This is a genomic window from Aquamicrobium soli (genome assembly GCF_042646345.1).
Lineage (GTDB): Bacteria > Pseudomonadota > Alphaproteobacteria > Rhizobiales > Rhizobiaceae > Mesorhizobium > Mesorhizobium soli_A.
This window is the reverse complement of record NZ_JBHRTK010000022.1, coordinates 36,883-60,379: the sequence shown is the minus strand read 5'-3', so window position 1 is coordinate 60,379 and position 23,497 is coordinate 36,883. Positions and strand designations below refer to the sequence as shown.

The 23,497-nt window shown below is 65.0% G+C and carries 25 protein-coding genes; 10 read left to right on the top strand and 15 right to left on the bottom strand.

The genetic code is table 11. The features are described from left to right. The first annotated feature begins 94 nt into the window (after window positions 1–94). Window positions 95–1,297, top strand: a complete 1,203-nt coding sequence (gene carA / locus ACFOHJ_RS19020) for a glutamine-hydrolyzing carbamoyl-phosphate synthase small subunit (RefSeq protein ID WP_378223434.1) — start codon at window positions 95–97, stop codon at window positions 1,295–1,297. Window positions 1,298–1,349: 52 nt separating this feature from the next. Here the strand turns inward: carA and ACFOHJ_RS19015 are convergent, their stop codons facing one another. The 5 genes from ACFOHJ_RS19015 to mntR form a co-directional block, all read right to left on the bottom strand. Beyond that, window positions 1,350–1,715 (bottom strand): hypothetical protein, encoded by a 366-nt coding sequence (locus ACFOHJ_RS19015; protein ID WP_378223432.1) that lies wholly within the window; start codon window positions 1,713–1,715, stop codon window positions 1,350–1,352. Between the two features lie 147 nt (window positions 1,716–1,862). After that, entirely contained in the window at window positions 1,863–3,128 is a 1,266-nt protein-coding gene (locus ACFOHJ_RS19010) for a TCR/Tet family MFS transporter (RefSeq protein ID WP_378223430.1), read from the bottom strand. A 105-nt stretch (window positions 3,129–3,233) separates the two neighbouring features. Beyond that, window positions 3,234–4,166, bottom strand: coding sequence for a KPN_02809 family neutral zinc metallopeptidase (ypfJ, locus tag ACFOHJ_RS19005; protein ID WP_378223427.1), 933 nt, complete (start codon window positions 4,164–4,166; stop codon window positions 3,234–3,236). Window positions 4,167–4,419: 253 nt separating this feature from the next. Beyond that, window positions 4,420–4,611, bottom strand: a complete 192-nt coding sequence (locus ACFOHJ_RS19000) for a hypothetical protein (protein ID WP_378223425.1) — start codon at window positions 4,609–4,611, stop codon at window positions 4,420–4,422. An 88-nt stretch (window positions 4,612–4,699) separates the two neighbouring features. Next, a complete protein-coding gene (gene mntR, locus ACFOHJ_RS18995) occupies window positions 4,700–5,155 on the bottom strand; it encodes a manganese-binding transcriptional regulator MntR (RefSeq protein ID WP_378223422.1) in 456 nt (151 codons plus the stop codon). A 227-nt stretch (window positions 5,156–5,382) separates the two neighbouring features. Between mntR and ACFOHJ_RS18990 the strand changes: the two genes are divergently transcribed. Together ACFOHJ_RS18990 and ACFOHJ_RS18985 are read left to right on the top strand one after the other, a co-directional pair. Next, window positions 5,383–6,753 carry an Nramp family divalent metal transporter gene (locus ACFOHJ_RS18990; RefSeq protein ID WP_378223419.1) on the top strand — a complete coding sequence of 457 codons (1,371 nt, stop codon included), beginning with the start codon at window positions 5,383–5,385 and terminating at the stop codon, window positions 6,751–6,753. A gap of 55 nt (window positions 6,754–6,808) precedes the next feature. After that, window positions 6,809–7,414: a dihydrofolate reductase family protein gene (locus ACFOHJ_RS18985; RefSeq protein ID WP_378223417.1), complete on the top strand. Its 606-nt coding sequence runs from the start codon at window positions 6,809–6,811 to the stop codon at window positions 7,412–7,414. 45 nt (window positions 7,415–7,459) lie between these two features. Here ACFOHJ_RS18985 and ACFOHJ_RS18980 read toward each other — a convergent pair whose 3' ends face one another. After that, window positions 7,460–8,638 carry an MFS transporter gene (locus ACFOHJ_RS18980; protein ID WP_378223414.1) on the bottom strand — a complete coding sequence of 393 codons (1,179 nt, stop codon included), beginning with the start codon at window positions 8,636–8,638 and terminating at the stop codon, window positions 7,460–7,462. A gap of 195 nt (window positions 8,639–8,833) precedes the next feature. Between ACFOHJ_RS18980 and ACFOHJ_RS18975 the strand changes: the two genes are divergently transcribed. Continuing rightward, window positions 8,834–9,181 (top strand): ArsR/SmtB family transcription factor, encoded by a 348-nt coding sequence (locus ACFOHJ_RS18975; RefSeq protein WP_378223412.1) that lies wholly within the window; start codon window positions 8,834–8,836, stop codon window positions 9,179–9,181. 192 nt (window positions 9,182–9,373) lie between these two features. Continuing rightward, window positions 9,374–12,865, top strand: a complete 3,492-nt coding sequence (gene carB / locus ACFOHJ_RS18970) for a carbamoyl-phosphate synthase large subunit (RefSeq protein ID WP_378223409.1) — start codon at window positions 9,374–9,376, stop codon at window positions 12,863–12,865. A 63-nt stretch (window positions 12,866–12,928) separates the two neighbouring features. On the opposite strand, the gene ACFOHJ_RS18965 is transcribed toward carB, so the two are convergent. From ACFOHJ_RS18965 to ACFOHJ_RS18955, 3 genes are all read right to left on the bottom strand, one after another. Then, the gene (locus tag ACFOHJ_RS18965; RefSeq protein ID WP_378223407.1) at window positions 12,929–13,723 is read right to left on the bottom strand and encodes a hypothetical protein; all 795 of its coding nucleotides are present in this window, start codon (window positions 13,721–13,723) and stop codon (window positions 12,929–12,931) included. Between the two features lie 220 nt (window positions 13,724–13,943). Next, window positions 13,944–14,405 carry a GFA family protein gene (locus tag ACFOHJ_RS18960; protein WP_378223404.1) on the bottom strand — a complete coding sequence of 154 codons (462 nt, stop codon included), beginning with the start codon at window positions 14,403–14,405 and terminating at the stop codon, window positions 13,944–13,946. A 59-nt stretch (window positions 14,406–14,464) separates the two neighbouring features. Continuing rightward, window positions 14,465–15,286 (bottom strand): transglycosylase SLT domain-containing protein, encoded by an 822-nt coding sequence (locus tag ACFOHJ_RS18955; protein ID WP_378223402.1) that lies wholly within the window; start codon window positions 15,284–15,286, stop codon window positions 14,465–14,467. 178 nt (window positions 15,287–15,464) lie between these two features. Between ACFOHJ_RS18955 and ACFOHJ_RS18950 the strand changes: the two genes are divergently transcribed. After that, window positions 15,465–16,034, top strand: coding sequence for a methylated-DNA--[protein]-cysteine S-methyltransferase (locus ACFOHJ_RS18950; protein ID WP_378223400.1), 570 nt, complete (start codon window positions 15,465–15,467; stop codon window positions 16,032–16,034). Window positions 16,035–16,132: 98 nt separating this feature from the next. On the opposite strand, the gene ACFOHJ_RS18945 is transcribed toward ACFOHJ_RS18950, so the two are convergent. Next, complete coding sequence (locus ACFOHJ_RS18945) at window positions 16,133–16,456, bottom strand: hypothetical protein (protein WP_378223399.1); 324 nt, start codon at window positions 16,454–16,456, stop codon at window positions 16,133–16,135. A 234-nt stretch (window positions 16,457–16,690) separates the two neighbouring features. Here ACFOHJ_RS18945 and ACFOHJ_RS18940 point away from each other — a divergent pair, with 234 nt between their 5' ends. Together ACFOHJ_RS18940 and ACFOHJ_RS18935 are read left to right on the top strand one after the other, a co-directional pair. Next, a complete protein-coding gene (locus ACFOHJ_RS18940; RefSeq protein WP_378223397.1) occupies window positions 16,691–16,903 on the top strand; it encodes a cold-shock protein in 213 nt (70 codons plus the stop codon). A gap of 283 nt (window positions 16,904–17,186) precedes the next feature. Further along, the gene (locus ACFOHJ_RS18935) at window positions 17,187–17,939 is read left to right on the top strand and encodes a bestrophin-like domain (RefSeq protein ID WP_378223395.1); all 753 of its coding nucleotides are present in this window, start codon (window positions 17,187–17,189) and stop codon (window positions 17,937–17,939) included. Window positions 17,940–17,946: 7 nt separating this feature from the next. On the opposite strand, the gene ACFOHJ_RS18930 is transcribed toward ACFOHJ_RS18935, so the two are convergent. The 3 genes from ACFOHJ_RS18930 to ACFOHJ_RS18920 all read right to left on the bottom strand — a co-directional run bounded on the left by ACFOHJ_RS18930 (window position 17,947) and on the right by ACFOHJ_RS18920 (window position 20,407). After that, on the bottom strand, window positions 17,947–18,561 hold the full coding sequence (locus ACFOHJ_RS18930; RefSeq protein ID WP_378223394.1) for a glutathione S-transferase family protein: 615 nt from the start codon (window positions 18,559–18,561) through the stop codon (window positions 17,947–17,949). A 74-nt stretch (window positions 18,562–18,635) separates the two neighbouring features. Continuing rightward, window positions 18,636–19,508 (bottom strand): EAL domain-containing protein, encoded by an 873-nt coding sequence (locus ACFOHJ_RS18925; protein ID WP_378223392.1) that lies wholly within the window; start codon window positions 19,506–19,508, stop codon window positions 18,636–18,638. Further along, on the bottom strand, window positions 19,505–20,407 hold the full coding sequence (locus ACFOHJ_RS18920; protein WP_378223389.1) for an EAL domain-containing protein: 903 nt from the start codon (window positions 20,405–20,407) through the stop codon (window positions 19,505–19,507). The genes ACFOHJ_RS18925 and ACFOHJ_RS18920 overlap by 4 nt, the downstream gene beginning before the upstream one ends. Window positions 20,408–20,607: 200 nt before the next feature. On the opposite strand from ACFOHJ_RS18920, the gene ACFOHJ_RS18915 reads away from it, so the two are divergent. Beyond that, window positions 20,608–21,810 carry a pyridoxal phosphate-dependent aminotransferase gene (locus tag ACFOHJ_RS18915; RefSeq protein WP_378223386.1) on the top strand — a complete coding sequence of 401 codons (1,203 nt, stop codon included), beginning with the start codon at window positions 20,608–20,610 and terminating at the stop codon, window positions 21,808–21,810. Window positions 21,811–21,864: 54 nt separating this feature from the next. On the opposite strand, the gene ACFOHJ_RS18910 is transcribed toward ACFOHJ_RS18915, so the two are convergent. Further along, window positions 21,865–22,356 carry a DUF2127 domain-containing protein gene (locus tag ACFOHJ_RS18910; RefSeq protein WP_378223384.1) on the bottom strand — a complete coding sequence of 164 codons (492 nt, stop codon included), beginning with the start codon at window positions 22,354–22,356 and terminating at the stop codon, window positions 21,865–21,867. A gap of 42 nt (window positions 22,357–22,398) precedes the next feature. On the opposite strand from ACFOHJ_RS18910, the gene ACFOHJ_RS18905 reads away from it, so the two are divergent. Then, entirely contained in the window at window positions 22,399–22,941 is a 543-nt protein-coding gene (locus ACFOHJ_RS18905) for a phosphatase PAP2 family protein (RefSeq protein WP_378223382.1), read from the top strand. A gap of 61 nt (window positions 22,942–23,002) precedes the next feature. Here the strand turns inward: ACFOHJ_RS18905 and ACFOHJ_RS24920 are convergent, their stop codons facing one another. After that, window positions 23,003–23,401, bottom strand: a complete 399-nt coding sequence (locus tag ACFOHJ_RS24920) for a (R)-mandelonitrile lyase (RefSeq protein ID WP_449224168.1) — start codon at window positions 23,399–23,401, stop codon at window positions 23,003–23,005. Window positions 23,402–23,497: the final 96 nt, after the last annotated feature.

The following is a 23,497-nucleotide window of genomic DNA, read 5'->3' as shown; positions in this document are numbered from 1 at the left end:
GCAACCAGACTGGTTACGCGTGGAGGCTGCGGAAATCGCCGCGCCACGCTTTTTGCTGCGCGTAAAAGCCTACAGCCGTTGATGGAGAGCCGCCATGGCCACGACCGCCCCCTGGAGCACGGAAGTTCCGACCGCCCTGCTCGTTCTTGCCGACGGCACGGTGATCGAGGGGCGCGGCCTCGGCGCAGTTGGTTCGGCGGTCGCGGAAGTGTGCTTCAACACCGCCATGACCGGCTACGAGGAAATCCTCACCGACCCGTCCTATGCCGGCCAGATCGTCACCTTCACCTTCCCGCATATCGGCAACATCGGCACCAATGACGAGGACGTCGAGGACCTGAACCCGGTGACGCGCGCGGGCGCGGTCGGGGCGGTGTTCAAGGCGGACGTCACCGATCCCTCCAACTACCGCGCCAAGGACCATCTCGACCAGTGGCTGAAGAAGCGCGGCATCGTCGCCCTTTCCGGCACCGACACGCGCGCGCTGACCGCGCTGATCCGCGAGAAGGGCCTGGCCAACGCCGTCATCGCCCACGCGCCGGACGGCAAGTTCGACATCGAGGACCTGAAGCGGCAGGCCGCCGGATGGTCCGGCCTGGTCGGCCTCGACCTCGCCAAGGAAGTCACCTCCGGCCAGTCGTCGGTGTGGAAGGAAACGCCCTGGGTCTGGAACAAGGGCTATGGCGAGCAGAACGCGCCCACCATGCACATCGTCGCCGTCGACTACGGCATCAAGCGCAACATCCTGCGCCTTCTGACCGGGCTCGGCGCCAAGGTCACCGTGGTGCCGGCCAAGACCGGCGCCGACGAGATCCTTGCCATGAAGCCGGATGGCATCTTCCTGTCCAACGGCCCCGGCGACCCGGCCGCCACCGGCGAATACGCCGTGCCGGTGATCAAGGACCTGCTCAAGACCGACATTCCGATCTTCGGTATCTGCCTCGGCCACCAGATGCTGGCCATCGCCGTCGGCGGCAAGACCGTGAAGATGCACCAGGGCCACCATGGCGCCAACCATCCGGTCAAGGATCACACCACCGGCAAGGTCGAGATCGTGTCCATGAACCACGGCTTCGCGGTCGACTCCAAGTCGCTGCCGCAGGGCGTTGAAGTGACTCACGTTTCGCTGTTCGACGGCTCGAACTGCGGCATCGCGCTCAGCGGCCGGCCGGTATTTTCCGTCCAGCATCACCCGGAAGCCTCGCCCGGGCCGCAGGATTCGCACTACCTGTTCCGCCGCTTCGTCAACCTGATCCGCGAGCGCCGGAAGGAACCGGCGCTGGCCGAGCGCGCCTGACGGTTGTCGGGCGCAGGGGGCCATCACCACGGGCGGCGGCCCCGCGCCAAATCTAGCTGCTTTTCTTCGTTATCAGCGTGAGCGTGCCGTCCGTCCCCATGGCGGTCGCCACCACTTGCGCGGCGGTCGCGCCCTTGGCGTCCAGCGCCGCCTTCGCCTCGGGCGTCGCCTCGATGCTGGTCCGCAACTGCTTCATATTCTCGTCGCTGGCTTTCGCCACCACCTGCTCGACCTGCTTCTGCGTGTCCTGGGGCAGTTCGCTGACATCGACCACGTTGATGCGCTGGACCTTCGGCGTGGCGTTCGGCGAGGCGGCGGGCGGCTGCGCCGGTGCCTGCGGGGTCGTCGTTTCCTGTGCGTTGGCCGCGGCGATGCCGATGAAGGCGATGCTCGCCGGGATGAGTAAAGCTCTGCGCATGGGTGTCCCTTTCAGATTGGCCCCCGCGCCTGCGCACCTCATAGGGACAATGAGGCCAGAAACTGCCGTGCTCCGGGTCATTTCGTGACCAATCGGCGTCGGCAATGTGCCGGCGTCAGGCCGGCAGCGGCACCGGCGCCGGCCGGCTCACGGCCCGCCGGCTGCCTCGGCCGAATGCATGCGCTCGACCTCGCGCGGCGACGGCTTGGCGACCTTGGCCGCGAACACCAGAAGCGACAGCACCAGGAAGACGCCGGCGAGAACATAGGATGCGCCGGAAAACGCCACCGGCGCGGTCGGGCCGGTGAACCAGGAGAAGATCGCCGTATAGAGGATCGGCGTGATGATCGAGGTGATCGAGAAGATCGAGGTCATCGCTCCCTGCAATTCGCCCTGCGCCGAAGGCGGCACCTTGGCGGCGGCGAGACTCCTGAGCGGCGGGTCGGCCAGCGCTTCGAGGCAGCCGGCGACGATCACCGCATAGACTACCCAGCCCTGCGCGGCGAACGCATAGCCGAAGGCGCTGAAGGCGGTGAACGCAAGCCCGATCATGGCGGTGCGCCATTCGCCGAAGCGGCGGACCGCGCGCGGCAGCACCAGCCCCATCACGATGGCCCCGCACAGCCCGTAGGCGCCGAGCGACAGGCCGATCTGCTGCTCGCTCCAGCCATAGCGATAGGTGCCGACGAACGCCCACACGGCCGGATACACCATGTGGCCGAGCGTCATCAGGAAGAACACCAGTCCGATCCAGCCGATGCCGGGATAGTGGCGCATCTGCTGCAAGGCGCCGAGCGGGTTGGCACGCCGCCATTCGAAGCGCCGCCTGTGCTTTTCGTCCAGCGTCTCCGGCAGCAGGAACCAGCCGATGACGAAATTGGCGAAGGCGAGCGCCGCGGCGAAATAGAACGGCACGCGCGGACCGAACTGGCCGAGCAGCCCGCCCAGCACCGGGCCGATGATGAAGCCGACGCCGAAGGCGATGCCCAGCAAGCCGAAATTCTTCGACCGGTTCTCGTCCGTGCTGACGTCGGCGATCAGCGCCGAGGCGGTCGAATAGCTGGCGCCGCTGATGCCGGCCAGCACCCGGCCGATGAACAGCATCGAATAGGACCACGCGACGGCGCAGATCAGGTTGTCGATGGCGAAGGTGAATACTGAGGCGAGCAGCACCGGCCGGCGGCCGAATCGATCCGAAAGGTTGCCGATCAGCGGGGCGAAGAAGAACTGCATCGCCGCATAGACGAAGAACAGCCAGCCGCCCTCGATCGCCGCCTCGCTGACGGAGACGCCGGAAAGCTCCTGCAGATAGGCCGGCAGCACCGGCATGATGATGCCGAAGCCGATGACATCGAGCAAAAGCGTCGTGAAGACCAGCGCGAGCCCGCGCCGCGCCCGGGCAGGGTCTATCATGGGGACCGTCCTGTTCCTGTTGGCGCCGCTGAGTCGGGCGGACGCTCCTTATAGGCAAGGAGCGCCGGCCCTACAATCGACGAAAACCGGGGCGGCCCCTTGCGCTCAGATCGGGTTGTTGAACGTGTCGCAGTCCGAAAGCTTGCCGCTCTTGAAGCCCGCCGCAAACCAGCGCTGGCGCTGCGCCGAGGTGCCGTGGTTGAAGCTTTCCGGCACGACGTAACCCTGCATCTTCTTTTGCAGCGTATCGTCGCCGATCTGCTGGGCAGCGTTCAGCGCCTCCTCCAGGTCGCCCTGTTCCAGGATGCCCTTCTGCGCGGTGAAGTGGCCCCACACGCCGGCAAAGCAGTCGGCCTGGAGTTCCACCCGCATCGACATCTGGTTGGCGTCGACCTCGCTCATCTGCTGGCGCATCTGGTTGAACTTGGGCAGGATGCCGGTCAGGTTCTGGACATGATGGCCGACCTCGTGCGCCACGACATAGGCCTGGGCGAAATCGCCCGAAGCGCCGAACTGGCGCGCCAACTGCTGGAAGAAGGCCGTGTCGAGGTAGACCTTGTGGTCGCTGGGGCAATAGAACGGCCCGGCCGCCGAGGTGGCGAAGCCGCAGGCGGAGCGGATCTGGCCCGAAAACATCACCAGCTTCGGGTCTTCGTAGGTCATGCCGTTGGCCTGGAAGATGCCGGTCCACACGTCCTCGGTTTCGGCCAGCACCGTCGCCACGAACTGCTTCATCTCGTCGTTGTTGGCGGCCGAGCCGCTGCCGCCGGCGCTGTCCTGCGTGGTGATGCCGCCGCCATTGTCGGAAAGCACGCCGCCTTGCTCGAGTATCTGCATCGGGTCGATGCCGCACGCCTTCAGGGCGAAGAACAGCACGACCAGGATGATGATGGTGGACAAGCCGCCACCACCGGCGCGGCCGCCGATCGGGATGCGGAACTGGCCCGGCCCGCCGCCGAAACCGCCCGGCAACCCGCCGCCGCCATCGCTGCGGCGGTCCTCGATATTGTCACTCTGCCGACGACCCTTCCAGAGCATGGCAAACCCTCACGATGCTATCTCAGCCGAATGCCCCCGGCCGAACCCTTCAACGATTATCCGAACCGATCCGGCGAGTCATGATCCTTTTTCGCCGGGGCAAGGACGCGAAACATGGCCCCGTGCCTGCAACTCTGCCCTGCAGGGCAACCTTGCCCCTGTGGAGGAGCAAGCTGCGATGGGGGATGGCCCTTCTCCCCGCCGGGGAGAAGGTGGCCGCGAAGCGGCCGGATGAGGGGTCTGCTTCGACCGGCTATTTGGCCTTCTGCTTCGTCCCGGCGCTCTTGCCGTCCGAGCTCCTGGAGCGCTCCTCGAAGCGCTTTGCGCCTTTTGCCAACGGCTTGCCGGTTTCGGCTTCCGTCTTGCGTTCATTCTTTGCCGCCGCCTGTTGAAGTCCCTTGGCCGAAGCCTTGCCTTTCGCCGTCGGTGCCTGCTGGACGCCCATGCGCTTTTCTCCCTTCGCCCGCGAAATTGCCGGCGCGCCATTCAACGCGTGGCCGGCCCGCGGGTTCCGCGGCCGTCGCCCCGACTTCTCAGGGCCGCCTCTGCATCGCCCTGCGGAAGGCTTCCAGCGTCTCGGCGCTGACATGATGCTCGATGCCCTCGGCATCGATGCGCGCGGTTTCGGCGCTGACGCCGAGCGAGCGCAGGAACGCCTCTACCGTCTGGTGGCGCTCGCGGCTTTCGCCGGCCATCTTGTGCCCGGCTTCGGTCAGGAACACGCCCCGATAGGGTTTTCGCGACACCAGCCCCTCGGCGCAAAGCCGGGTCAGCATCTTGGCGACCGTCGGCTGCGACACGCCGAGGCGCGCCGCGATGTCCACCTGCCGCGCCTCGTTGCCGTCCTCGATCAGGTCGGCGATCAGCTCGACATAGTCCTCGACCAGCGCGCCGCGCTGCGCCTCGCGCGTCTGGCGAAAGCCTTCCGAATGGACTTCGGCGTCAGGCAGCGGCTCATCGCGCGAAACGGACCGGTTCTTCTGCGCCAACGCGCCTCTCCTTTCATGGCGGCGGCGACGCTTCACGCCCGCAATTGAACCCGCCTTTAAACTTTATAGCACGGGCTTTCATTCTTCGGGACATTTTCTCCCCTCCCCGCCTCTCCACGTTGCCGGCACGTCGATAAAGCCGAAACAATGAAATATAGCCTATTGCATAATGTTGAGCCTATGCATAAATTGCCTGCATCGAAGCTACGCACAGCACGGAATTCGGGATGCCTGAAGCCGAAATCGCCGCAACGTCCACTTCCCACCGGCGCTTCTTCCAGCCGCAAGCGGGCGAGCGGCCGAGCCTGCCCGAAGCCAACGCCTCCATCGCCGTGCCGCAAGGAGCCGGCTGGATGCAGCGGCTGTTCGCCTTCATGGGCCCCGGCTACATGGTCTCGGTCGGCTACATGGACCCCGGCAACTGGGCGACCGACCTCGCCGGCGGTGCGCAGTTCGGCTACACGCTTCTGTTCGTCATCATGCTGTCGAACCTGATGGCGATCCTGTTGCAGGCGCTGGCCGCCCGGCTCGGCATCGCCACCGGCCGCGACCTCGCCCAGGCCTGCCGCGCCTATTACCCGAAGCCGGTCGCCTACGCGCTGTGGGTCATCTGCGAACTGGCGATCATCGCCTGCGACCTCGCCGAGGTCATCGGCACGGCAATCGCCCTGCAACTGCTGTTCGGCATCCCGCTGATCGGCGGCGCGTTGCTCACCGCGCTCGACGCCTTCCTCGTGCTCCTCCTGATGAACAAGGGCTTCCGCTACCTCGAAGCCTTCGTGGTGGCGCTGCTCATCATCATCTTCGGCTGTTTTGCCGTGCAGATTTTCGTCGCCGCCCCGCCGGCCGGCACCATCCTGCACTCGATGTTCGTGCCGTCCGCTGAAATCGCCACCAATCCGGCGATGCTCTACATCGCCATCGGCATCATCGGCGCCACCGTCATGCCACATAACCTCTACCTGCACTCCTCCATCGTGCAGACCCGTGCCTACGAGCGCACCGACCACGGCAAGCGCGACGCCATCAAATGGGCGACGGTGGATTCCACCCTAGCGCTGATGCTGGCGCTGTTCGTCAACGCCGCGATCCTGATCGTCTCCGCCGTCGCCTTCCACGGCTCGGGCCACGAGGACGTCGCTGAGATCGGGCAGGCCTTCGAACTGCTGTCGCCGCTGCTCGGCCTCGGCATCGCCTCCGCGCTGTTCGCCATCGCCCTGCTCGCCTCGGGCCTCAATTCCACGGTGACGGCGACGCTGGCCGGCCAGATCGTGATGGAAGGCTTCCTCCACCTGCGCATCCCGCAATGGGCGCGCCGCCTGGTTACGCGCGGCATCGCCATCATCCCGGTGGTGGTGGTGACCGCCATCTATGGCGAGCGTGGAACCGCCGAACTGCTCGTCTTCAGCCAGGTGATCCTGTCCATGCAGCTTCCCTTCGCCGTCATCCCGCTGGTGATGTTCGTCTCCGACAGGAAGAAGATGGGCAAGTTCGCCGTTCCGGCGGGCGTGTCCTGGCTGGCCTGGCTGGTGGCCATGTTGATCGTGGCGCTCAATCTCAAGCTGCTATACGATACGCTCATGGGGTTCGGCGGCTGAGCGCAGGCCGGACCGAGGCACTGGCCGGGGGCACGACCCTTCAAGAGGACAGGCCATGAGAAAGATCAAAGCTTCCACCTTCGTCAGCCTCGACGGCGTCATGCAGGCGCCGGGCGGGCCGGAGGAAGACCGCTCCGGCGGTTTCCGTTTCGGCGGCTGGACCGTGCCCTACGCCGACGACACCACCGGGGCGGCCGTCGGCGAAATTCTTGCCGAACCCTACGACCTGCTGCTTGGCCGCACGACCTACGACATCTTCGCCGCCTACTGGCCAAACATCACGAACCACCCGATCGCCGATCGCTTCAACGCCGCCACCAAATATGTGGCAACCTCCTCTCCCGGAACGCTGAACTGGCAAAACAGCCAGCCGCTGACGGGCGACGTCACAGCGGCGTTGCGCGAACTCAAGAAGCAGGACGGCCCTGACCTTCTGATCCAGGGCTCCGGCAAACTTGCCCACACGCTGTTTGCGAGCGACCTCATCGACACCTTCACCCTGCTGATCTTCCCGGTCCTGCTCGGCAAGGGCAAGCGCCTGTTCGACGACGGCGCGATGCCGGCCGCGTTCCGCCAGACCCGGTCGCAAACCTCGGGCAAGGGCGTCATCATCGCCACCTATGAACGGGGCGGCGAGGTCGAGACCGGCTCGTTCATGTAGCGCCGCCCAACAGAACGGAGCGGGCGCGCGGCCCGCCCCGGTTTTTCAATCGGCCTGCATGACCGCCACCCGTCCGGCGCGCAGGCTCGCCGCAAGCACCGCGAGGGCGACGATCGGGAAGGCCGCCGCGGCAATGCCGAGATTGGCCGGTGTTGAATAATCCAGCACCCTGCCGCCCAGCAGCGTGCCGATGGCGATACCGAAATAGATCGCGGAGGCGTTGAGCGACAGCGTCAGGTGGGCGATGTCGGGTGCGTAGGCGACGAGCCGGCTCGCCTGCGCCGGCGGGAAGCCCCAGCCGATGATCCCCCAAGGCACCATCAGCCCGATCAGGATCGGCCCCGCCAGGCTGTGCGGCAGGAATTTCAGATCGAGGGAGATGGCGATGCACATCAGCGCGGCGAGGAAGAGCGACAGCGCCACCATGCGGGTCGCCCCGAACCGGTCGGCCAGCAGGCCGCTCGACAGATTGCCGATCACCGCGCCGGCGCCGAAGGCCAGCAGCATGCCCGGCAGGGCGAGTTCGGGCAGGCCCGCCCCTTCCATGGCAAGCGGCGCAAGATACGAGATGAGGACGAAGCTGCCGGTCAGATAAAGCAGCGTCACGGCGAGCGAAGACGCGATACCCGGCTGGCCAAGGCTGCGCAGCCGCTCCCGCATCGTCAGGCGCGTGCCCTGCATGCCGCGCGGCAGCCGCACCCACAGCACCAGCGCGCAGGCAAGGCCGAGCAGGGCGATGGCGCCGAAAGTGCCGCGCCACCCCCAGAAGGCGGCGATCAGCGCTCCCAGCGGCGCGCCGAGCGCGACCGCGAACGTCGTGCCGCCGACGACCACCGAAATTGCCAGCGCCCGATGCTCTGGTCCCGCCAGCATGACCGCGGTCGCCTGCGCGGTCGCCGCGAACAGCCCGGCGGCCATGCCCATCACCACCTGCGCGGCCGCCAGCGTCGCGAAGGACGAACTCACCGCGGCCAGCGCGTTGCCGGCCACGAACACGAGCATCGCCGCCGCCAGCAGCCGGCGGCGGTCGACGGCGCCGAACAGCGCCGACAGCGTCGGCGCGCCCACCGCATAGGACAGCGAAAAGGCCGTGATCAGATAGCCCGCGCTCGGGATCGAGATATGCGCGTCGGCGGCGATCGACGGCAGCAGGCTGGAAAAGACGAAACCCACGGTGCTCATCGCAAACGAGCCGACCGCCAGCCATACGAGACGTTTATCCATTGGAGGCATCCTTAGTTCAAAGGTGTTTGAACAATTGGATATCGCCCGACGCCCGTTCAAGGAGAAGCGGAAAAAATAACAGACATCTGCTGACACCCCTGTGTCAGCACCGGCGGAATGCCCGCGCAAATGCCTGCGGCAGGCCCCGGCAGCACCGGCGTTGAAATAGCCCCGCATTGTGCTTAACTCGGGGGCATGCAAATGCCGCATCCACCCGCTGACCAGATCGCGCTGCCGGCCGTGCTCGTCGCCCTCGGCGACCCGACGCGGCTTGCGATCGTTCGCGAACTGGCCATGCGGGAAGCGCCGATGAACTGCTCCATGTTCCTCGGCCTGGCCTCCAAGACCAACCTCAGCTACCACCTCGCCAAGCTGCGCGAAGCGGGCATCACGCAGACGAAGGCGGTGGGCACAAGCAAGTTCACCACGTTGCGTCGAGACGATCTCGAGAGCCGCTTTCCGGGCCTGCTGGACAGCGTGATCGCGGCCGCCGTCACCGACACCGCCCTGCCCCCGCTCGACGACAAGCCGGCCGATGACTGAAAGGCCGGGCTGCGCCTGCGCCGACCGCGCCGCCAATGCCGTTGGATAGATGTTTTCGGGCGCTTTTTGGGGTTACGCAACCGGAAAACCTCCCCTATAAGGCCCCCTTAGCCTGACTTCAAAATCGCTGCGCACAACCGGACGGGGTTTCCTGTCCGGTATTTTGCGCAAGCCGCCGAACGGATACGCCTCATGCCAAAACGCACCGATATCAAATCCATCCTGATCATCGGGGCCGGCCCCATCGTCATCGGTCAGGCGTGCGAGTTCGACTATTCCGGCACGCAGGCCTGCAAGGCGCTTCGCGAGGAAGGCTACCGCGTCATCCTGGTCAACTCCAACCCGGCCACCATCATGACCGACCCGGAACTGGCCGACGCCACCTATATCGAGCCGATCACGCCGGAAGTGGTGGCCAAGATCATCGCCCGCGAGCGCCCGGACGCGCTGCTGCCCACCATGGGCGGCCAGACCGCGCTCAACACCGCGCTGTCGCTCAGGCGCATGGGCGTGCTCGACCGCTACAATGTCGAGATGATCGGCGCCGACGCCGAGGCCATCGACAAGGCGGAGGACCGCGCGCTGTTCCGCGAGGCGATGAAGAAGATCGGCCTCGAGACGCCGAAGTCGATGCTGGCTAACGCCACCGACGTCAAGGACGCCGACCGCAAGAAGCACGAGGCCGAGCGCGCCGCGCTGAAGGCGCAGAACCCCGAAAATCTCGACGCCGCGCTCGACGCGCTGGAAACGAGCTGGAACCTCGGCGAAGGCAACCGCAAGCAGCGCTACATCGCCCACGCCATGGCGCTGGCGGCGCAGGCGCTGGACGAGATCGGCCTGCCGGCGATCATCCGCCCCTCCTTCACCCTCGGCGGCACCGGCGGCGGCATCGCCTACAACCGCGCCGAGTTCTACGAGATCGTGCAATCCGGCCTCGACGCCTCGCCCACAACCGAGGTGCTGATCGAGGAATCGGTGCTCGGCTGGAAGGAGTACGAGATGGAAGTCGTCCGCGACAAGGCGGACAACTGCATCATCATCTGCTCCATCGAGAATGTCGATCCGATGGGCGTGCATACGGGCGATTCGATCACCGTCGCCCCTGCCCTGACGCTGACCGACAAGGAATACCAGATGATGCGCAACGGCTCGATCGCCGTGCTGCGCGAGATCGGCGTCGAGACCGGCGGCTCCAACGTGCAGTTCGCCGTGAACCCGGCCGACGGCCGCCTCGTCGTCATCGAGATGAACCCGCGCGTGTCGCGCTCCTCCGCGCTTGCCTCCAAGGCGACCGGCTTCCCCATCGCCAAGGTCGCGGCCAAGCTCGCCGTCGGCTACACGCTGGACGAACTGGAAAACGACATCACCGGCGGCGCCACCCCGGCCTCGTTCGAGCCGGCCATCGACTATGTCGTGACCAAGATCCCGCGCTTTGCCTTCGAAAAATTCCCCGGTTCCGAACACACGCTGACCACCTCCATGAAGTCGGTCGGCGAGGTGATGGCGATCGGCCGCACGTTCCAGGAAAGCCTGCAGAAGGCGCTGCGCGGCCTCGAGACCGGGCTGACCGGCCTCGACGAGATCGAGATTCCCGGCATTGGCCAGGGCGACGACAGGAATGCCATCCGCGCCGCGCTCGGCACGCCGACGCCCGACCGGCTGCGCATGGTGGCGCAGGCGATCCGCATGGGCACCTCGCTGGAAGACGTGCACGAGATGTGCCGGATCGACCCGTGGTTCCTCGAGCAGATCGACGGCATCCTCGCCACCGAGCAGCGCATTCGCGAGCACGGCCTGCCCGGGGACGCGCAGAACCTGCGCATGGTCAAGGCGATGGGCTTCTCCGATGCCCGCCTCGCCTCGCTGACGGGCAAGACCGCCAAGGAAGTGGCGCATCTGCGCAACGCGCTCGACGTGCGCCCGGTCTACAAGCGCATCGACACCTGCGCGGCCGAATTCGCCTCCCCAACCGCCTACATGTACTCCACCTACGAGGCGCCGTTCGCCGGCCAGCCGGCCAACGAGGCCGGCGTCAGCGATCGAAAGAAAGTGGTGATCCTCGGCGGCGGCCCCAACCGCATCGGCCAGGGCATCGAGTTCGACTATTGCTGCTGCCACGCCTGCTTCGCGCTGGCCGAGGCCGGCTACGAATCGATCATGATCAACTGCAACCCGGAGACGGTCTCGACCGACTACGACACCTCCGACCGCCTCTATTTCGAGCCGCTGACGGCCGAGGACGTGATCGAGATCCTGAAGATGGAGCAGAGCCGCGGCGAGCTCGTCGGCGTCATCGTCCAGTTCGGCGGCCAGACCCCGCTGAAGCTCGCCGAGGCGCTGGAGAAGAACGGCATCCCGATCCTCGGCACCTCGCCCGACATGATCGACCTCGCCGAAGACCGCGACCGCTTCCAGAAGCTGCTGCAGAAGCTCGACCTGACCCAGCCGAAGAACGGCATCGCCTATTCGGTCGAGCAGGCGCGCACGGTGGCCGGCGAACTCGGCTTCCCGCTGGTGGTTCGCCCCTCCTACGTGCTCGGCGGCCGCGCCATGCAGATCATCCACAACGAGACGATGCTGCAGACCTACCTGCTCGACACCGTGCCGGAACTGGTGCCGGAAGACATCAAGCAGAAATACCCGAACGACAAGACCGGCCAGATCAACACGCTGCTCGGCAAGAACCCGCTGCTGTTCGACACCTACCTGACCGAGGCGGTTGAGGTGGACGTGGACTGCCTGTGCGATGCGGCCCAGGGGGGCAAGGAGGTTTATGTCTCGGGCATCCTGGAGCATATCGAGGAGGCCGGCATCCATTCGGGCGACTCCGCCTGTTCGCTGCCGGTGCACACGCTGTCGCCGCAGATCGTCGACGAGATCGAGCGCCAGACGGCGGCCCTTGCCCGGGCGCTCAACGTCGGCGGGCTGATGAACGTGCAGTATGCGGTCAAGGACGGTACCATCTACGTGCTGGAAGTGAACCCGCGCGCCAGCCGCACCGTTCCCTTCGTCGCCAAGACGATCGGCCGCCCCATCGCCAAGATCGCCGCCCGCATCATGGCCGGCGAGACGCTGGACACGGCCTTCGCCCACTACGGCTCGAAGCCCGACGCCCGCAACCCCGGCCACATCGCGGTGAAGGAAGCGGTGTTCCCCTTCGCCCGCTTCCCAGGCGTCGACATCCTGCTCGGGCCGGAAATGAAGTCGACCGGCGAGGTCATGGGCCTCGACCGCGACTTCGCGCTGGCCTTCGCCAAGAGCCAGCTCGGCGCCGGCGTCGACCTGCCACGCTCGGGCACGCTGTTCGTGTCGGTGCGCGACGAGGACAAGCCCGGCATCCTGCCTTCGGTGAAGCGCCTCGCCGATGAAGGCTTCAAGGTGCTGGCAACCTCCGGAACTGCCCGCTTCCTCAAGGAAAACGGCGTCGAGGCGGAAAAGATCAACAAGGTGCTGGAAGGCCGCCCGCACATCGAGGACGCCATCCGCAACCGCCAGGTGCAGATCGTCTTCAACACCACGGACGGCCAAGGCGCCGTCTCCGACTCCAAATCGCTCCGCCGCGCCACGCTGATGCAGAAGGTGCCGTACTACACGACGCTGTCGGGTGCCGCCGCCGTGGCCGAAGCCATCGCCGCGCTACGGGCGGGAAGCCTGGAGGTTCGGCCGCTGCAGGAGTATTTTTGAGGCCAACCCTGTCTATCTCTTTGCGAAGAGAGTGGCGTTTTAAAGAGGAAAAGCCTCTTCGATTTATGTAGAAGATGCCGCTAAGCTCGCTGAAGCGGCAGCTTCTTTCTTTTTCGCTCTCTCGATTTTCCCTTGTGCTTTCTTGATGCGCGCTGCAGCTTCCTTCGCCTTGTCGCCCTCGACAGCATCGCGCTTCACTACTTCCTCCAAAATCAGAGTAGCAAGGTTTTCAGGCGCAACCTTAAGGTCGGGAAAGAGCCGCTTCAGTTCCCTCCGCACGATCGATATGACAGGGTCGGAACATACGATGGCAGCAACCGTGAACCTATTGAAAAGCTGCGCTTGTTGGTGAAAGGCGTCCATCGCGTCGGTGGCCAAGCCCTCCTTTGCAAGAAGAAACATTTGCTGCAGATGATCTTCATTCTTGGCGCTGAGGCTGGCCAGTTGAAACCGGCAAACCTCTTCATGGCTGATCTGATTGGCAACATAGACACGGACCAATCGCCACTCGACGGCATTTGTCAGGATCACCCAATGGATGCCCTGATGCGCGCCATAGTCGATCACTTGCCGAAGGTGGTTGTCAGCTAAAGTGCTTCCCGCTGACTTTACCTCGACCAATAGCCTCAGTTTACCGCCGATCTTGATTGCCAGATCGCAGTAAGTCGCCTTGATCTGGTGTTCTGAAGTCAGTTCCTCATATTTGTCGTAGCCAAAGATATCCGCCAAGATGTCCTTCACCAGAGTGACGGTATCGGCTTCGGCAACATCGGATTTCTGCTGCGCATCAGCAATTTTCTGATACTTTTTCAAATTACCAGAAACGCGCTCGGTAAATTTCTTCGGCAGCTTGTTCAAATCGAAATCCCCCCATTCGCCTCGATACTGCTCAAACGAGAAGGTTTGGACAAGAAGATTTTACGTAAAACGGGTTTTCGTTCCGATATCGCTCCAGAAAGGAGGGATCTTCCTTTACCGACCAGAGATGAGAGCGAAAGCACGGCAAAAAGTTCCATCGCCGCCCCGCGTCATCCCCGGAGCCGCAAGAATTCCGGGATGGACGAAGCCGCCTGTCGGCCTACCCCTTAACCGCCCACTCCGCATATCCACGTAGCAGGCCCTCAATCTCATCCATCGCCGGAAACTCGGCAAAGCTGCGCACCGCGCCGGTTTTGGCGAAGGGCAGTCTGGTCGAGGTGTACGTTTCCATGTAGGGCCTGAACCAGCTCGCATCCTCGAACATGGTCGGCCGCACGTTGACGAAGCCGAAGCCCAGCGGCCGCGTGAACATCCAGGTCATGCAGTGCGGGCAGAAATAGTGGTGAATATCTGCCCCGTGCGCGCCGCCGATCACCGGCTCGCCCTTCACCACCTCAAACCCGTCGTCCGGCACCATCGCCGTCAGCGAATAGGCCGAGGACGCCATTTTCTGGCAGCCGCGGCAGTGGCAGGCGGCGGTGCAGATCGGCGCCTTTGTGACGCGGATTTCAACCTGGCCGCAACGGCACGAACCGGCAAGCGGAAGCGGGATGGACGGCATGGCGGCCTCCTATGGCTCTTCGCGGAACGAGAGCGCGGGCGCCGCGGCCGGAAGAGCCGTCAGGCGCCCGGCATCATGACGGACGAGAAGGCCGGCACCGGCGCCGCCTCCGGTGTTTGCGGCACACCGATCTCGGCCGCCACCGGCAGGGTGGCCGCCACGGACGGGGCGCGGCGCGAGCGGATGCGGTCCTTGCCGAGCCCGGTTTCCTCCAGCAGACCCTGGCGCTTGGCGTGGTAGTAATAGCCGCTCTGGTAGAGCCGGTCGGCGCGGTCCTCGTTGCCGCCGGCCACCAGCCAGGCGCCGCGCAGGTATTTCACCGCGTATTTCAGGTTGGTCTCGGCATCGAGCAGGCCGCTCGCCGGCCCGTCATAGCCCATGCCCCTGGCGGTGGCGTGCTTGATCTGCATCAGCCCCCAATGGCCGCGATTGTAGGCGCGCGGGTTGAAGGTGCTCTCGCGCTTGACCACGCGGCGCACAAAAGCCTCGGGCAGTTCGTAGACGGCCGCATATTTGGCGATCAGCCGGTCGACGACGCCGGGATTGGCCTCGCTCGGGCTCGATGGCGCGGCATAGCTCGCCGGCACGAAGCCCGGCTCGGCAGAAGCCACAACCACCGGCTGGGCTGCCGGCTCTCCGCCCGGTTGCGTCGGCGGCGGCAGGGCGGCGAGATCCGCGTTGGGGGCGGCAGCGGCAAAAGCGCTTTCGGGCAGGACGGAAACGGTGTCGGGCAGCGCCAGCGCATAGCCCGCATCGGTACCCGCCAGGCTCGCGGTCTCGGCAAGCTGCGGCTTTGCCGTGTTCGCCGTCGAGGCGCAGCCTCCAAGGCCGGCTGCGGCCACGATCAGGCCGAGTGTCCAGAAGATTCTTGCTGCCGGCATTCGGTGCCTTGGTCGCCGAGGTTAAGGAAAGCTTTCCGACCGTCCTTACACCAGCCCCCGCCATTCGGCAATCGCTGGTGGTATTGCTTGTAACATTGTCGGCTTTCGGGTGGAAAACCGGGGTGGCCGGTGCGATATTGTTCCCGATATGGTCCAATAAAGCGCAAAGGAGCGCACCATGCCCGCCGAAACCCCTGCCAGCACCGGCAGCGCCGTCTTCGAAACCGCGCTGGGCTTCATGGGCCTGGCGTGGAGCGAAAAGGGGGTGACGCGCCTGTTCCTGGCCGAAAAGAGCCGCGAGGCGATCGAGCGCCGCCTGTCGCGCGCGTTCGGCACCGCGCCTTCGCAACGGATGCCGCCCTGGATCGAGGAACTGGTTGCGGCCATCCAGGCCTATGCGGCCGGCGACGAGGTGGATTTCTCCGCCGTGCCGGTCGATCTCACCGGCGTCGACGCCTTTCGCCTCGCCATCTATGACGCGGCGCGCAGGCTCGGCTTCGGCGAAACCACCACCTATGGCGAACTGGCGAAGCGCGCCGGCCATGGCGGACTGCCGCGCGAGACGGGGGCGGCGCTCGGCGCCAATCCGGTGCCGCTGATCATTCCGTGCCACCGTATCGTCGCCGCCGGCGGCAAGATAGGCGGCTTTTCCGCGCCCGGCGGCTCGGTCTCCAAGGAACGGATGCTGACGCTGGAAGGCGTGCATGTCGGCCCGCCGCCCCCGGCGCAGGCCTCGTTCGGGTTTTAGAGCTTTTCCAGCAAAAGTGCGAAGCGGGTTTGCGTCCGGAAATGCGGATGAACCAGGGAAATAGGCGGTCCGCCGATTTCGTGAAAACCGGAACCGCTCTACGGAACGATGATCCGCTGACGGCGGTCGCTGAGGTCGACCACCTTGCAGCGGTAGACCGGGCAGACGCGGGTGTCGGCCGCCGGCACGGTGGCGGGAAAGGCGACCTCGCCGCGCGTGCAGAACCGGTCGTTGTCGACATAGCGGTCGTAGAGCGGCAGGCCGGGCGTGCGCGGCGAGCGATAGCGCAGGATCACCGCGCCTTCGCGGGCGATCGTCGCCTGCACCTCGGCGCAGGCCATGCCGGTGGGATCGTGGCGCGAGATCGCCCAGGCATCGCCGGCAATGACGCACAGGCCGAGGACGAGCAGCAGCTTTTTCATGGGTGTTCTCCGAAGGATAGGCCGGCCATTCATGGAGCCGGATTGAGGCGATTTTCCAGGCCGGCCTTGCAAACGACAGGGAGGCCGTCTATATGCTAGCTATTGATATTTCGGCCGATCGATTCGGGCCTCGCGATCCTTCGCGTTTGCTGACGTCAATCTCCAAAATCTCGATACCATCGGCTGAGCTTCGGCCCAGTCTACTACCACTGGCAAACACGAAGGACTATCGAAATGGCAACTGGAACCGTAAAGTGGTTCAACGCCACCAAGGGCTATGGCTTTATCCAGCCGGACAATGGCGGTGCGGACGTTTTCGTTCACATCTCCGCGGTCGAGCGCGCTGGCATGACCACGCTCAACGAAGGACAGAAGATCAACTTCGAGATCGAGCAGGACCGCCGTACCGGCAAGTCGTCCGCTGGATCTCTGAGCAAGGCAGCCTGATTTTGAACAAGGCGCGCAGCGGGCGATAGCCTGCGGCGTGCAGCAAGTCACGGATGTACTGGCGGTTGCGCGATAAGCGCGCCGGAGCATGACGAACCCGACAAGTCGACGCAGCAGATTGCTGCCGGCCCGGTCAGAAAGCTCCCGATCAGGCTACCGAGCATGGAAGGCGGGACATGTCCCGCCTTTTTTGTTGCCTGCCGTTTTTTATCCGCCCGTTTTTTGTCACCTGGATGCCGCGCCATTGACGGCCCTTTAAGGCTCGTCTGCTACAGCGTCCGGCATGCAGGCGATCCTCACCCAAACCACACCGATGCTGATGCTCACCGTCGTCGGCTTCTGCCTGCTGTCGCTGGGCGGATCCTTCATGGTTCTCGGCCTCTGGCGCCGGATTTTCCACGGCTCGGTCGGGCAGGTGCCGACGCCGGCCTTCCTGGGCATCGTCGCGACGGCATGGGCCCTTTCCCTCGGCTTCGCCGCCTCCGACGTCTGGACGCTGGCCGCGCGCGCCGATCATGCGATTTCGGCCGAACGCTCCTCCGCCAAGCGCCTTTTGGGCATTTCGGAAAAGCGCGCGCTTGACCTGTCCGCCCTGCACGCCGCCGTCACCGATTACGCCAAGCTGGTACAGACGGTGGAATGGGAGGGAATGCTGGCCCATGGCCCGGACACCCGCGTCGAAGAGGCCGTGCAGAAAATCCGCCTCGGCCTCCTCGAGATGGTCGACAGGGGCATCGCCGCACCGCTGGTCAACAAGGCGGTACAGGATTTCGACGAACTGCAGGATGCCCGCAACGACCGGCTCGCCATCAGCGAAAGCGCGGTGGACGAAACCAAGTGGTACCTCGTTCTATGCCTGACGGTCATGGCGATGGTGACGATCGCCGTCGTTCACGCCGACACGCCCAAGGCCGCCCGCAACGCCCTCTTCATCTTCACAGTCGTGGTCGGCGCGTGCCTGTGGATCATGGCGATCAACGCCAATCCCTATGCCGGCATGCCGGTCAACCTCATCGCCAGCCTTTCCCGGGCCTGACGCCCCTTCAGCCGGGCAGCCAGTCGATCCTGACGTGCCCGGGGTCGGCTTCCACCCGCTTCAGCCAGGTGGCGACCGCCGGATAGGCGTCGATCTGGAACCCGCCCTTCTCGGCGTCGTGCGTGTAGGCGTAAAGCGCGATATCGGCGACGCTGAGGGCATCGCCTGCAAAGAACGGCGCTTCGGCAAGTCGCCTGTTCATGACGCCCAGAGCCTTGTTGCCGCGCTCCAGCGTCTGCGCCAGCCGCTCGGGCGTGGCGTCCTTGGCCCGTTCGGGAAAGGTCAGCAGCGCCTTGCGCACCGCTATGTAGGGCTCGTGGCTGTACTGCTCGAAGAAGAGCCACTGGTAGGCAAGCCCGCGCTGGTAGCGGTCGGTGGGCAGGAAGCGAGTCTGTTCGGCAAGGTAGAGCAAGATGGCATTCGATTCGGCGATGCGCCGCCCGTCATCCAGTTCCAGGAGCGGCACCATGGCGTTCGGGTTCTTGGCGACGAATTCGGGCTTGCGCGTATCGCCGGTGTGCGAACTCACCTCGACATGGGTGAAGGGAATGCCAAGCTTGGCCAGCAGAAGCCGAGGCTTGTAGCAATTGCCGCTGTCGGTCATTCCATAAAGCACGATCATTCGCATCACCCTCCGGATGATGTCTAGTGCTCCCGCCGATGGACATTATCCAGTGAATTTTCGTGGGCGCTGCATCACCGCCGCTGATGCATGGCATGAAACGGCAGGATTTTGGCCGGGCCGCCGAGAAGCGCCTCGATCTCCAGCGCGCCCTCGTCGAAAAAGGCACCGGCAAGGGCCGGCTTGCCGAGATGGAAGCCCTGCAGGAGATCTGCGGAACCTTCCAGCGCGACGCGCAGGTGATGCGGCGTCTCGATGCCCTCGACCAGCACCTTGACGTTCCGGGCATGGAGCGTGGCGACCAGCGGCTTGAAAAGCTGCTCGGCCTCCGGGTGCCGGCACAGTTGCCCGAACCAGCCGCCGTCGAGCTTGACGATGTCGGGCTCGATCAGCGCCAGGCGCTCGGCCGTCGAATGCCCGACGCCGAAATCGTCGACCGCTATGCGGATGCCGTTGCGCCGCATCTCGCGAACCAGGCTGGCCAGCGCCGCGTCGTCGGGCGCCGCCTGCTCGGTGATCTCGCAGACAAGCTGGCCCGGGTCGAGTTCGATCGCCCCCAGATGCACCGCCATCAGCCGGATCTCGGCAAGCCCCCTGCCCGCATCCCCATTGACCTGCGGGTTATAGTTGAAGAACAGGTCAATATCCGACACGCCGAGATTGCAGAAATTGCGAAGATGAAGCGCCCGGCACATGGTCTCGCCATAGAGCCGGTCATCGAGCGGAAGCTTTTCGAAGAAATCGACCGGCGCAACGGCCTCGCCTGCAAGATAGGGCAGCACCAGCGCCTCGACCGCGACCGGCACCAGCATGCCGCCCTGCGGCGCAAAAATCGGCTGGTAGACGCTGCGCAGCCGGTAGTCGCCTAGAATGGCGTACTCTATGCCGATTTCGTCGGCGAAGATGGCGTCGCCGACATTGCGCCGCTGTTCGCGCGCTCCGTTCACGGCACGATCCTGCGGCCGAAGGCCCTGGCCGGCTTTTGCGGGCGCGCCGCCGGCGCCTCGCCCGCTCCCGCCTCCGCCTGGGCGACCTTGCCGGTCGCCGCTTCGCCGCTCCGGCCGAAGGCATGAAAATCCGCCGGCACGATCTGTGGGCGCGCCAGCGCGAAGCCCTGCACCATGGACGCGCCGGACTGCTCGGCCAGTTCCAGCTGCCAGCCTTCCTCGATGCCCTCGAACAGCGTCTTGATGCCCTGCTGCTCGAAGGCCGAAACCATGGTCGCCAGGAGCGCGAAGCCGGGACCGGTCTCCATCAACTGCGTGGCCCATTGCGCGTCGAACTTGACGATATCGGGCTTGAGTTCCCTGATCCGCTCGATGTCGGAATCGTCGGCCCCGTAGTCGTCGACGGCGATGCGGAAGCCGTTGTCCTTCAGGGCGGCGACGAAATCGAACAGCGTTTCCTGCGAGGCCGAGCGTTGCTCCGTCACCTCGCAGACGACACGGCGCGGATCGACCCCGGCCTCGTGCAGCACCAGCCGCATTTCACGCAGCGCATTGTCGGCGATCGTCCGCTCGGTAAACACGGAAGGATCGAAGTTGACGAACACCGACGCCTGTTCGGGCAGGCAGGCACCGGCGTTGAGCAGGTGCAGGGTGCGCGTCATCGCTTCCACGGGCAGGCGTTCGCCGGCCGGGCAGGTCGCGAAGAAGCGGGCCGGCGTCAGCGCCTCGTCGTCGCGAAACGGCCGGATCAGCCCCTCGAAGGCAACCAGCGGCAGCTTTCCGCCGACGAAGGCGAAGATCGGCTGGAACGCGCTTTTCAGCATGTAGAGGCCCCAGACACCGGTCGAGGTGCCGTCTTCGTGGCGGATGATGTGGGCAAGCCCGATGCTGCGCGCCAAGGATGCTGGCTCCACGAGAGCGGTGAAAACAGGCCGCCAATGTAAGAAACAACATTTTAGCGCACGTTAACGAAGGAAAAACTGGCGCCAAATGCCGGCAAAGCCGGCCATAGGAGGCTTGCGCTTGGCCCCGTCATGCGACAATACAGGCGCCGCAGCGCACGCGCGCGGCCAACCGCTCATCATCGGAGACTTTCGTCATGGCATTTCTCGCCGACACCCTTTCCCGCGTAAAGCCTTCCGCGACCATCGCGGTGACGCAGAAAGCGCGTGAACTGAAAAATGCCGGCCGCGACGTGATCGGGCTTGGCGCCGGCGAGCCCGATTTCGATACGCCCGACAACGTCAAGAACGCGGCGATCGACGCCATCCGCCGCGGCGAGACGAAGTATCCGCCGGTTTCCGGCATCGCGCCGCTGCGCGAGGCGATCGCCGGGAAGTTCAAGCGCGAGAACAATCTCGACTACAAGCCCGAACAGACCATCGTCGGCACCGGCGGCAAGCAAATCCTGTTCAACGCCTTCATGGCGACGCTGAACCCCGGCGACGAGGTCATCATTCCGCGTCCCTACTGGGTCAGCTACCCGGAAATGGTGGCGATCTGCGGCGGCACTTCCGTCTTCGCCGACACCTCGATCGACAACGGCTTCAAGCTGACGGCCGAGGCGCTGGAAAAGGCGATCACGCCGAAGACCAAATGGCTGTTGATGAACTCGCCTTCCAACCCGTCGGGCGCGGCCTATACCGAGGCCGAGCTTCGCGCGTTAGCCGACGTCCTGCTGAAGCATCCGCATGTGTGGACGCTGACCGACGACATGTACGAGCACCTGACCTATGGCGACTTCGTCTTCAAGACCATCGCCGAGGTCGAGCCGGCGCTGTACGAGCGTACGCTGACCATGAACGGCGTCTCGAAGGCCTATGCCATGACCGGCTGGCGCATCGGCTATGCCGCCGGGCCTGTCGCGCTCATCAAGGCGATGGACATGATCCAAGGCCAGCAGACCTCCGGCGCCTGCACCATCGCGCAATGGGCCTCGGTCGAGGCACTCAACGGGCCGCAGGACTTCGTGCAGAAGAACAAGGCGATCTTCCAGGCGCGCCGCGATCTCGTCGTGTCGATGCTGAACCAGGCGCGCGGCATTTCCTGTCCCTCGCCGGAGGGCGCGTTCTACGTCTACCCCTCCTGCGCCGGCCTGATCGGCAAGAAGACGGAAGGCGGCAAGGTCATCGACAACGACGAGGCCTTCGCCACCGAACTGCTGGAGGCCGAAGGCGTGGCGGTGGTGTTCGGCGGGGCGTTCGGCCTCGGCCCGAACTTCCGCATTTCCTACGCCACGTCGGAAAAGCTGCTCGAGGAAGCCTGCACCCGCATCCAGCGCTTCACGGCCAGCCTGAAATAAACGCGCCAAGCGATTCAAAAGACTCTGGAAAGCCCGGCCCGCGCCGGGCTTTTTTCATGCCGTGCCGCCGAGCGACGGCTGGCCGGATCGGCGGACCACGCGGTATTCGTGCCAGATCAGCCACATCACCACGACATCGAAGACGCTCAGCGCGACAAGCCCCCAGCCGTGCGTGTAGGAAAAGCGGTAGAGCTGGTAGACGATGAACAGGCCGAGGACGACCAGCGAGACCGGATAGGCCCACAGCTTGTTCCTGAGCAGGCCCGCGACGAGGAAAAGCTTCACCAGGCCGTGGCTCACCAGATAAAACGCATAAAAATGCTTCGTCTCCACGGAAAAGCCTTGAGCCCAGGACAGAAGGTGCAAAGCGAGGAAGTCCTTCGGGTCCTCGACCAGTTCCTCTTGTGTCAGCGCGTTGACGAGCCTTGAAACCGTATCTGTCCCGATCAACCCGATCGCTACGCCGCCGGCGCATTCAAGCAGCGCGTGCAGGCCCTTGAGCACGATGCTTGCCCGGAAGATCCGGCGAATCTGGCTCTCTTCCATGTCTTTTCTCGTCAGCAACCCGATGTGAACGAAGTATCACCGATGGATCAGGAAATCACACGATGGATCAACGCGCCGGCCGGCAATTATGCGGCGCTGGACATGGCGATGGTCGCCATCACCCGCTATGGCGTGCCGCTGCTTGTCCTGCTGGTCGTGGTGCAATGGTGGGGTCGCCAGGAGCGCCCGCACCTTCGCCATACCTGTATCGCGGCCGGGCTGTCCTTTCTCGTCGGCCTTGGCTTCAACCAGATCGTCCTGCTCTTCGTGCAGCGCGTCAGGCCCTATGACGCCGGCATCAGCCACCTGATCATCGAGCGCAGCGCCGACTGGTCGTTCCCCTCCGACCACTCCACCGCCTCCTTCGCGATTGCGGCGGCCTTCTTGCTGCATGGCTTCAAGGGGCGCGGAAGCGCGTTGCTGATCGCGGCGCTCGCCGTCGGCCTCTCGCGCGTCTATGTCGGGACGCACTACGTGACCGACGTGCTCGGCGGTGCCGCGACCGGCATCGTCGCCGCCATGCTCGTCTGCCTGCTGTACCGGGAAGGCACCCGGGCAGACCGGCTGGTCACCGGGATACTTTAGCCACCGGCGGCCGGCCGCAGGGGAATCATGCCTGCCGGCCGTGGAGACGCCCACGGCGCCCTCACCTGCCCTGGTATTGCTCGTCGCTTACCTTCTCCAGCCAGTCCACCGGGCTGCCGTCCAGCGCTTCCTGCATGGCGATATGGGTCATGGCGGTGGTCGGCGACGCGCCATGCCAATGTTTCTCGCCCGGCGGGAACCAGACGGTGTCGCCGGCCCTGATCTCGCGGACCGGCTCGCCCCAGACCTGTACCAGCCCCGCGCCCGAAGTTACGTAGAGCGTCTGCCCGAGCGGATGGGTGTGCCAATGCGTGCGCGCGCCCGGCTCGAAAGCGACGCAAGCCGCCCGCAACCGGGCCGGCGCTTCCGCATTGACGATCGGGTCGATCCTGACCCTGCCGGTAAAATAGCTCTCCGGCCCCAGGCTGCTCGGCGTGCTGCCGACGGTAACGATCTTCATCTCAATCTCCTCGGCGAGTTGACGATTTTCCCTTGTCTGCCAAGCGCGCGCAACAGTCATCTATTTTCCTTGCCCTGCCTGCCAACCCATGGGACG

Coding starts and splice junctions, on each gene's coding strand:
- carA (WP_378223434.1), top strand. CDS start 95: ATGGCCACGACCGCCCCCTGGAGCACGGAAGTTCCGACCGCCCTGCTC.
- ACFOHJ_RS19015 (WP_378223432.1), bottom strand. CDS start 1,715: ATGCGCAGAGCTTTACTCATCCCGGCGAGCATCGCCTTCATCGGCATC.
- ACFOHJ_RS19010 (WP_378223430.1), bottom strand. CDS start 3,128: ATGATAGACCCTGCCCGGGCGCGGCGCGGGCTCGCGCTGGTCTTCACG.
- ypfJ (WP_378223427.1), bottom strand. CDS start 4,166: ATGCTCTGGAAGGGTCGTCGGCAGAGTGACAATATCGAGGACCGCCGC.
- ACFOHJ_RS19000 (WP_378223425.1), bottom strand. CDS start 4,611: ATGGGCGTCCAGCAGGCACCGACGGCGAAAGGCAAGGCTTCGGCCAAG.
- ACFOHJ_RS18990 (WP_378223419.1), top strand. CDS start 5,383: ATGCCTGAAGCCGAAATCGCCGCAACGTCCACTTCCCACCGGCGCTTC.
- ACFOHJ_RS18985 (WP_378223417.1), top strand. CDS start 6,809: ATGAGAAAGATCAAAGCTTCCACCTTCGTCAGCCTCGACGGCGTCATG.
- ACFOHJ_RS18980 (WP_378223414.1), bottom strand. CDS start 8,638: ATGGATAAACGTCTCGTATGGCTGGCGGTCGGCTCGTTTGCGATGAGC.
- ACFOHJ_RS18975 (WP_378223412.1), top strand. CDS start 8,834: ATGCAAATGCCGCATCCACCCGCTGACCAGATCGCGCTGCCGGCCGTG.
- carB (WP_378223409.1), top strand. CDS start 9,374: ATGCCAAAACGCACCGATATCAAATCCATCCTGATCATCGGGGCCGGC.
- ACFOHJ_RS18960 (WP_378223404.1), bottom strand. CDS start 14,405: ATGCCGTCCATCCCGCTTCCGCTTGCCGGTTCGTGCCGTTGCGGCCAG.
- ACFOHJ_RS18955 (WP_378223402.1), bottom strand. CDS start 15,286: ATGCCGGCAGCAAGAATCTTCTGGACACTCGGCCTGATCGTGGCCGCA.
- ACFOHJ_RS18950 (WP_378223400.1), top strand. CDS start 15,465: ATGCCCGCCGAAACCCCTGCCAGCACCGGCAGCGCCGTCTTCGAAACC.
- ACFOHJ_RS18945 (WP_378223399.1), bottom strand. CDS start 16,456: ATGAAAAAGCTGCTGCTCGTCCTCGGCCTGTGCGTCATTGCCGGCGAT.
- ACFOHJ_RS18940 (WP_378223397.1), top strand. CDS start 16,691: ATGGCAACTGGAACCGTAAAGTGGTTCAACGCCACCAAGGGCTATGGC.
- ACFOHJ_RS18935 (WP_378223395.1), top strand. CDS start 17,187: ATGCAGGCGATCCTCACCCAAACCACACCGATGCTGATGCTCACCGTC.
- ACFOHJ_RS18930 (WP_378223394.1), bottom strand. CDS start 18,561: ATGATCGTGCTTTATGGAATGACCGACAGCGGCAATTGCTACAAGCCT.
- ACFOHJ_RS18915 (WP_378223386.1), top strand. CDS start 20,608: ATGGCATTTCTCGCCGACACCCTTTCCCGCGTAAAGCCTTCCGCGACC.
- ACFOHJ_RS18910 (WP_378223384.1), bottom strand. CDS start 22,356: ATGGAAGAGAGCCAGATTCGCCGGATCTTCCGGGCAAGCATCGTGCTC.
- ACFOHJ_RS18905 (WP_378223382.1), top strand. CDS start 22,399: ATGGATCAGGAAATCACACGATGGATCAACGCGCCGGCCGGCAATTAT.
- ACFOHJ_RS24920 (WP_449224168.1), bottom strand. CDS start 23,401: ATGAAGATCGTTACCGTCGGCAGCACGCCGAGCAGCCTGGGGCCGGAG.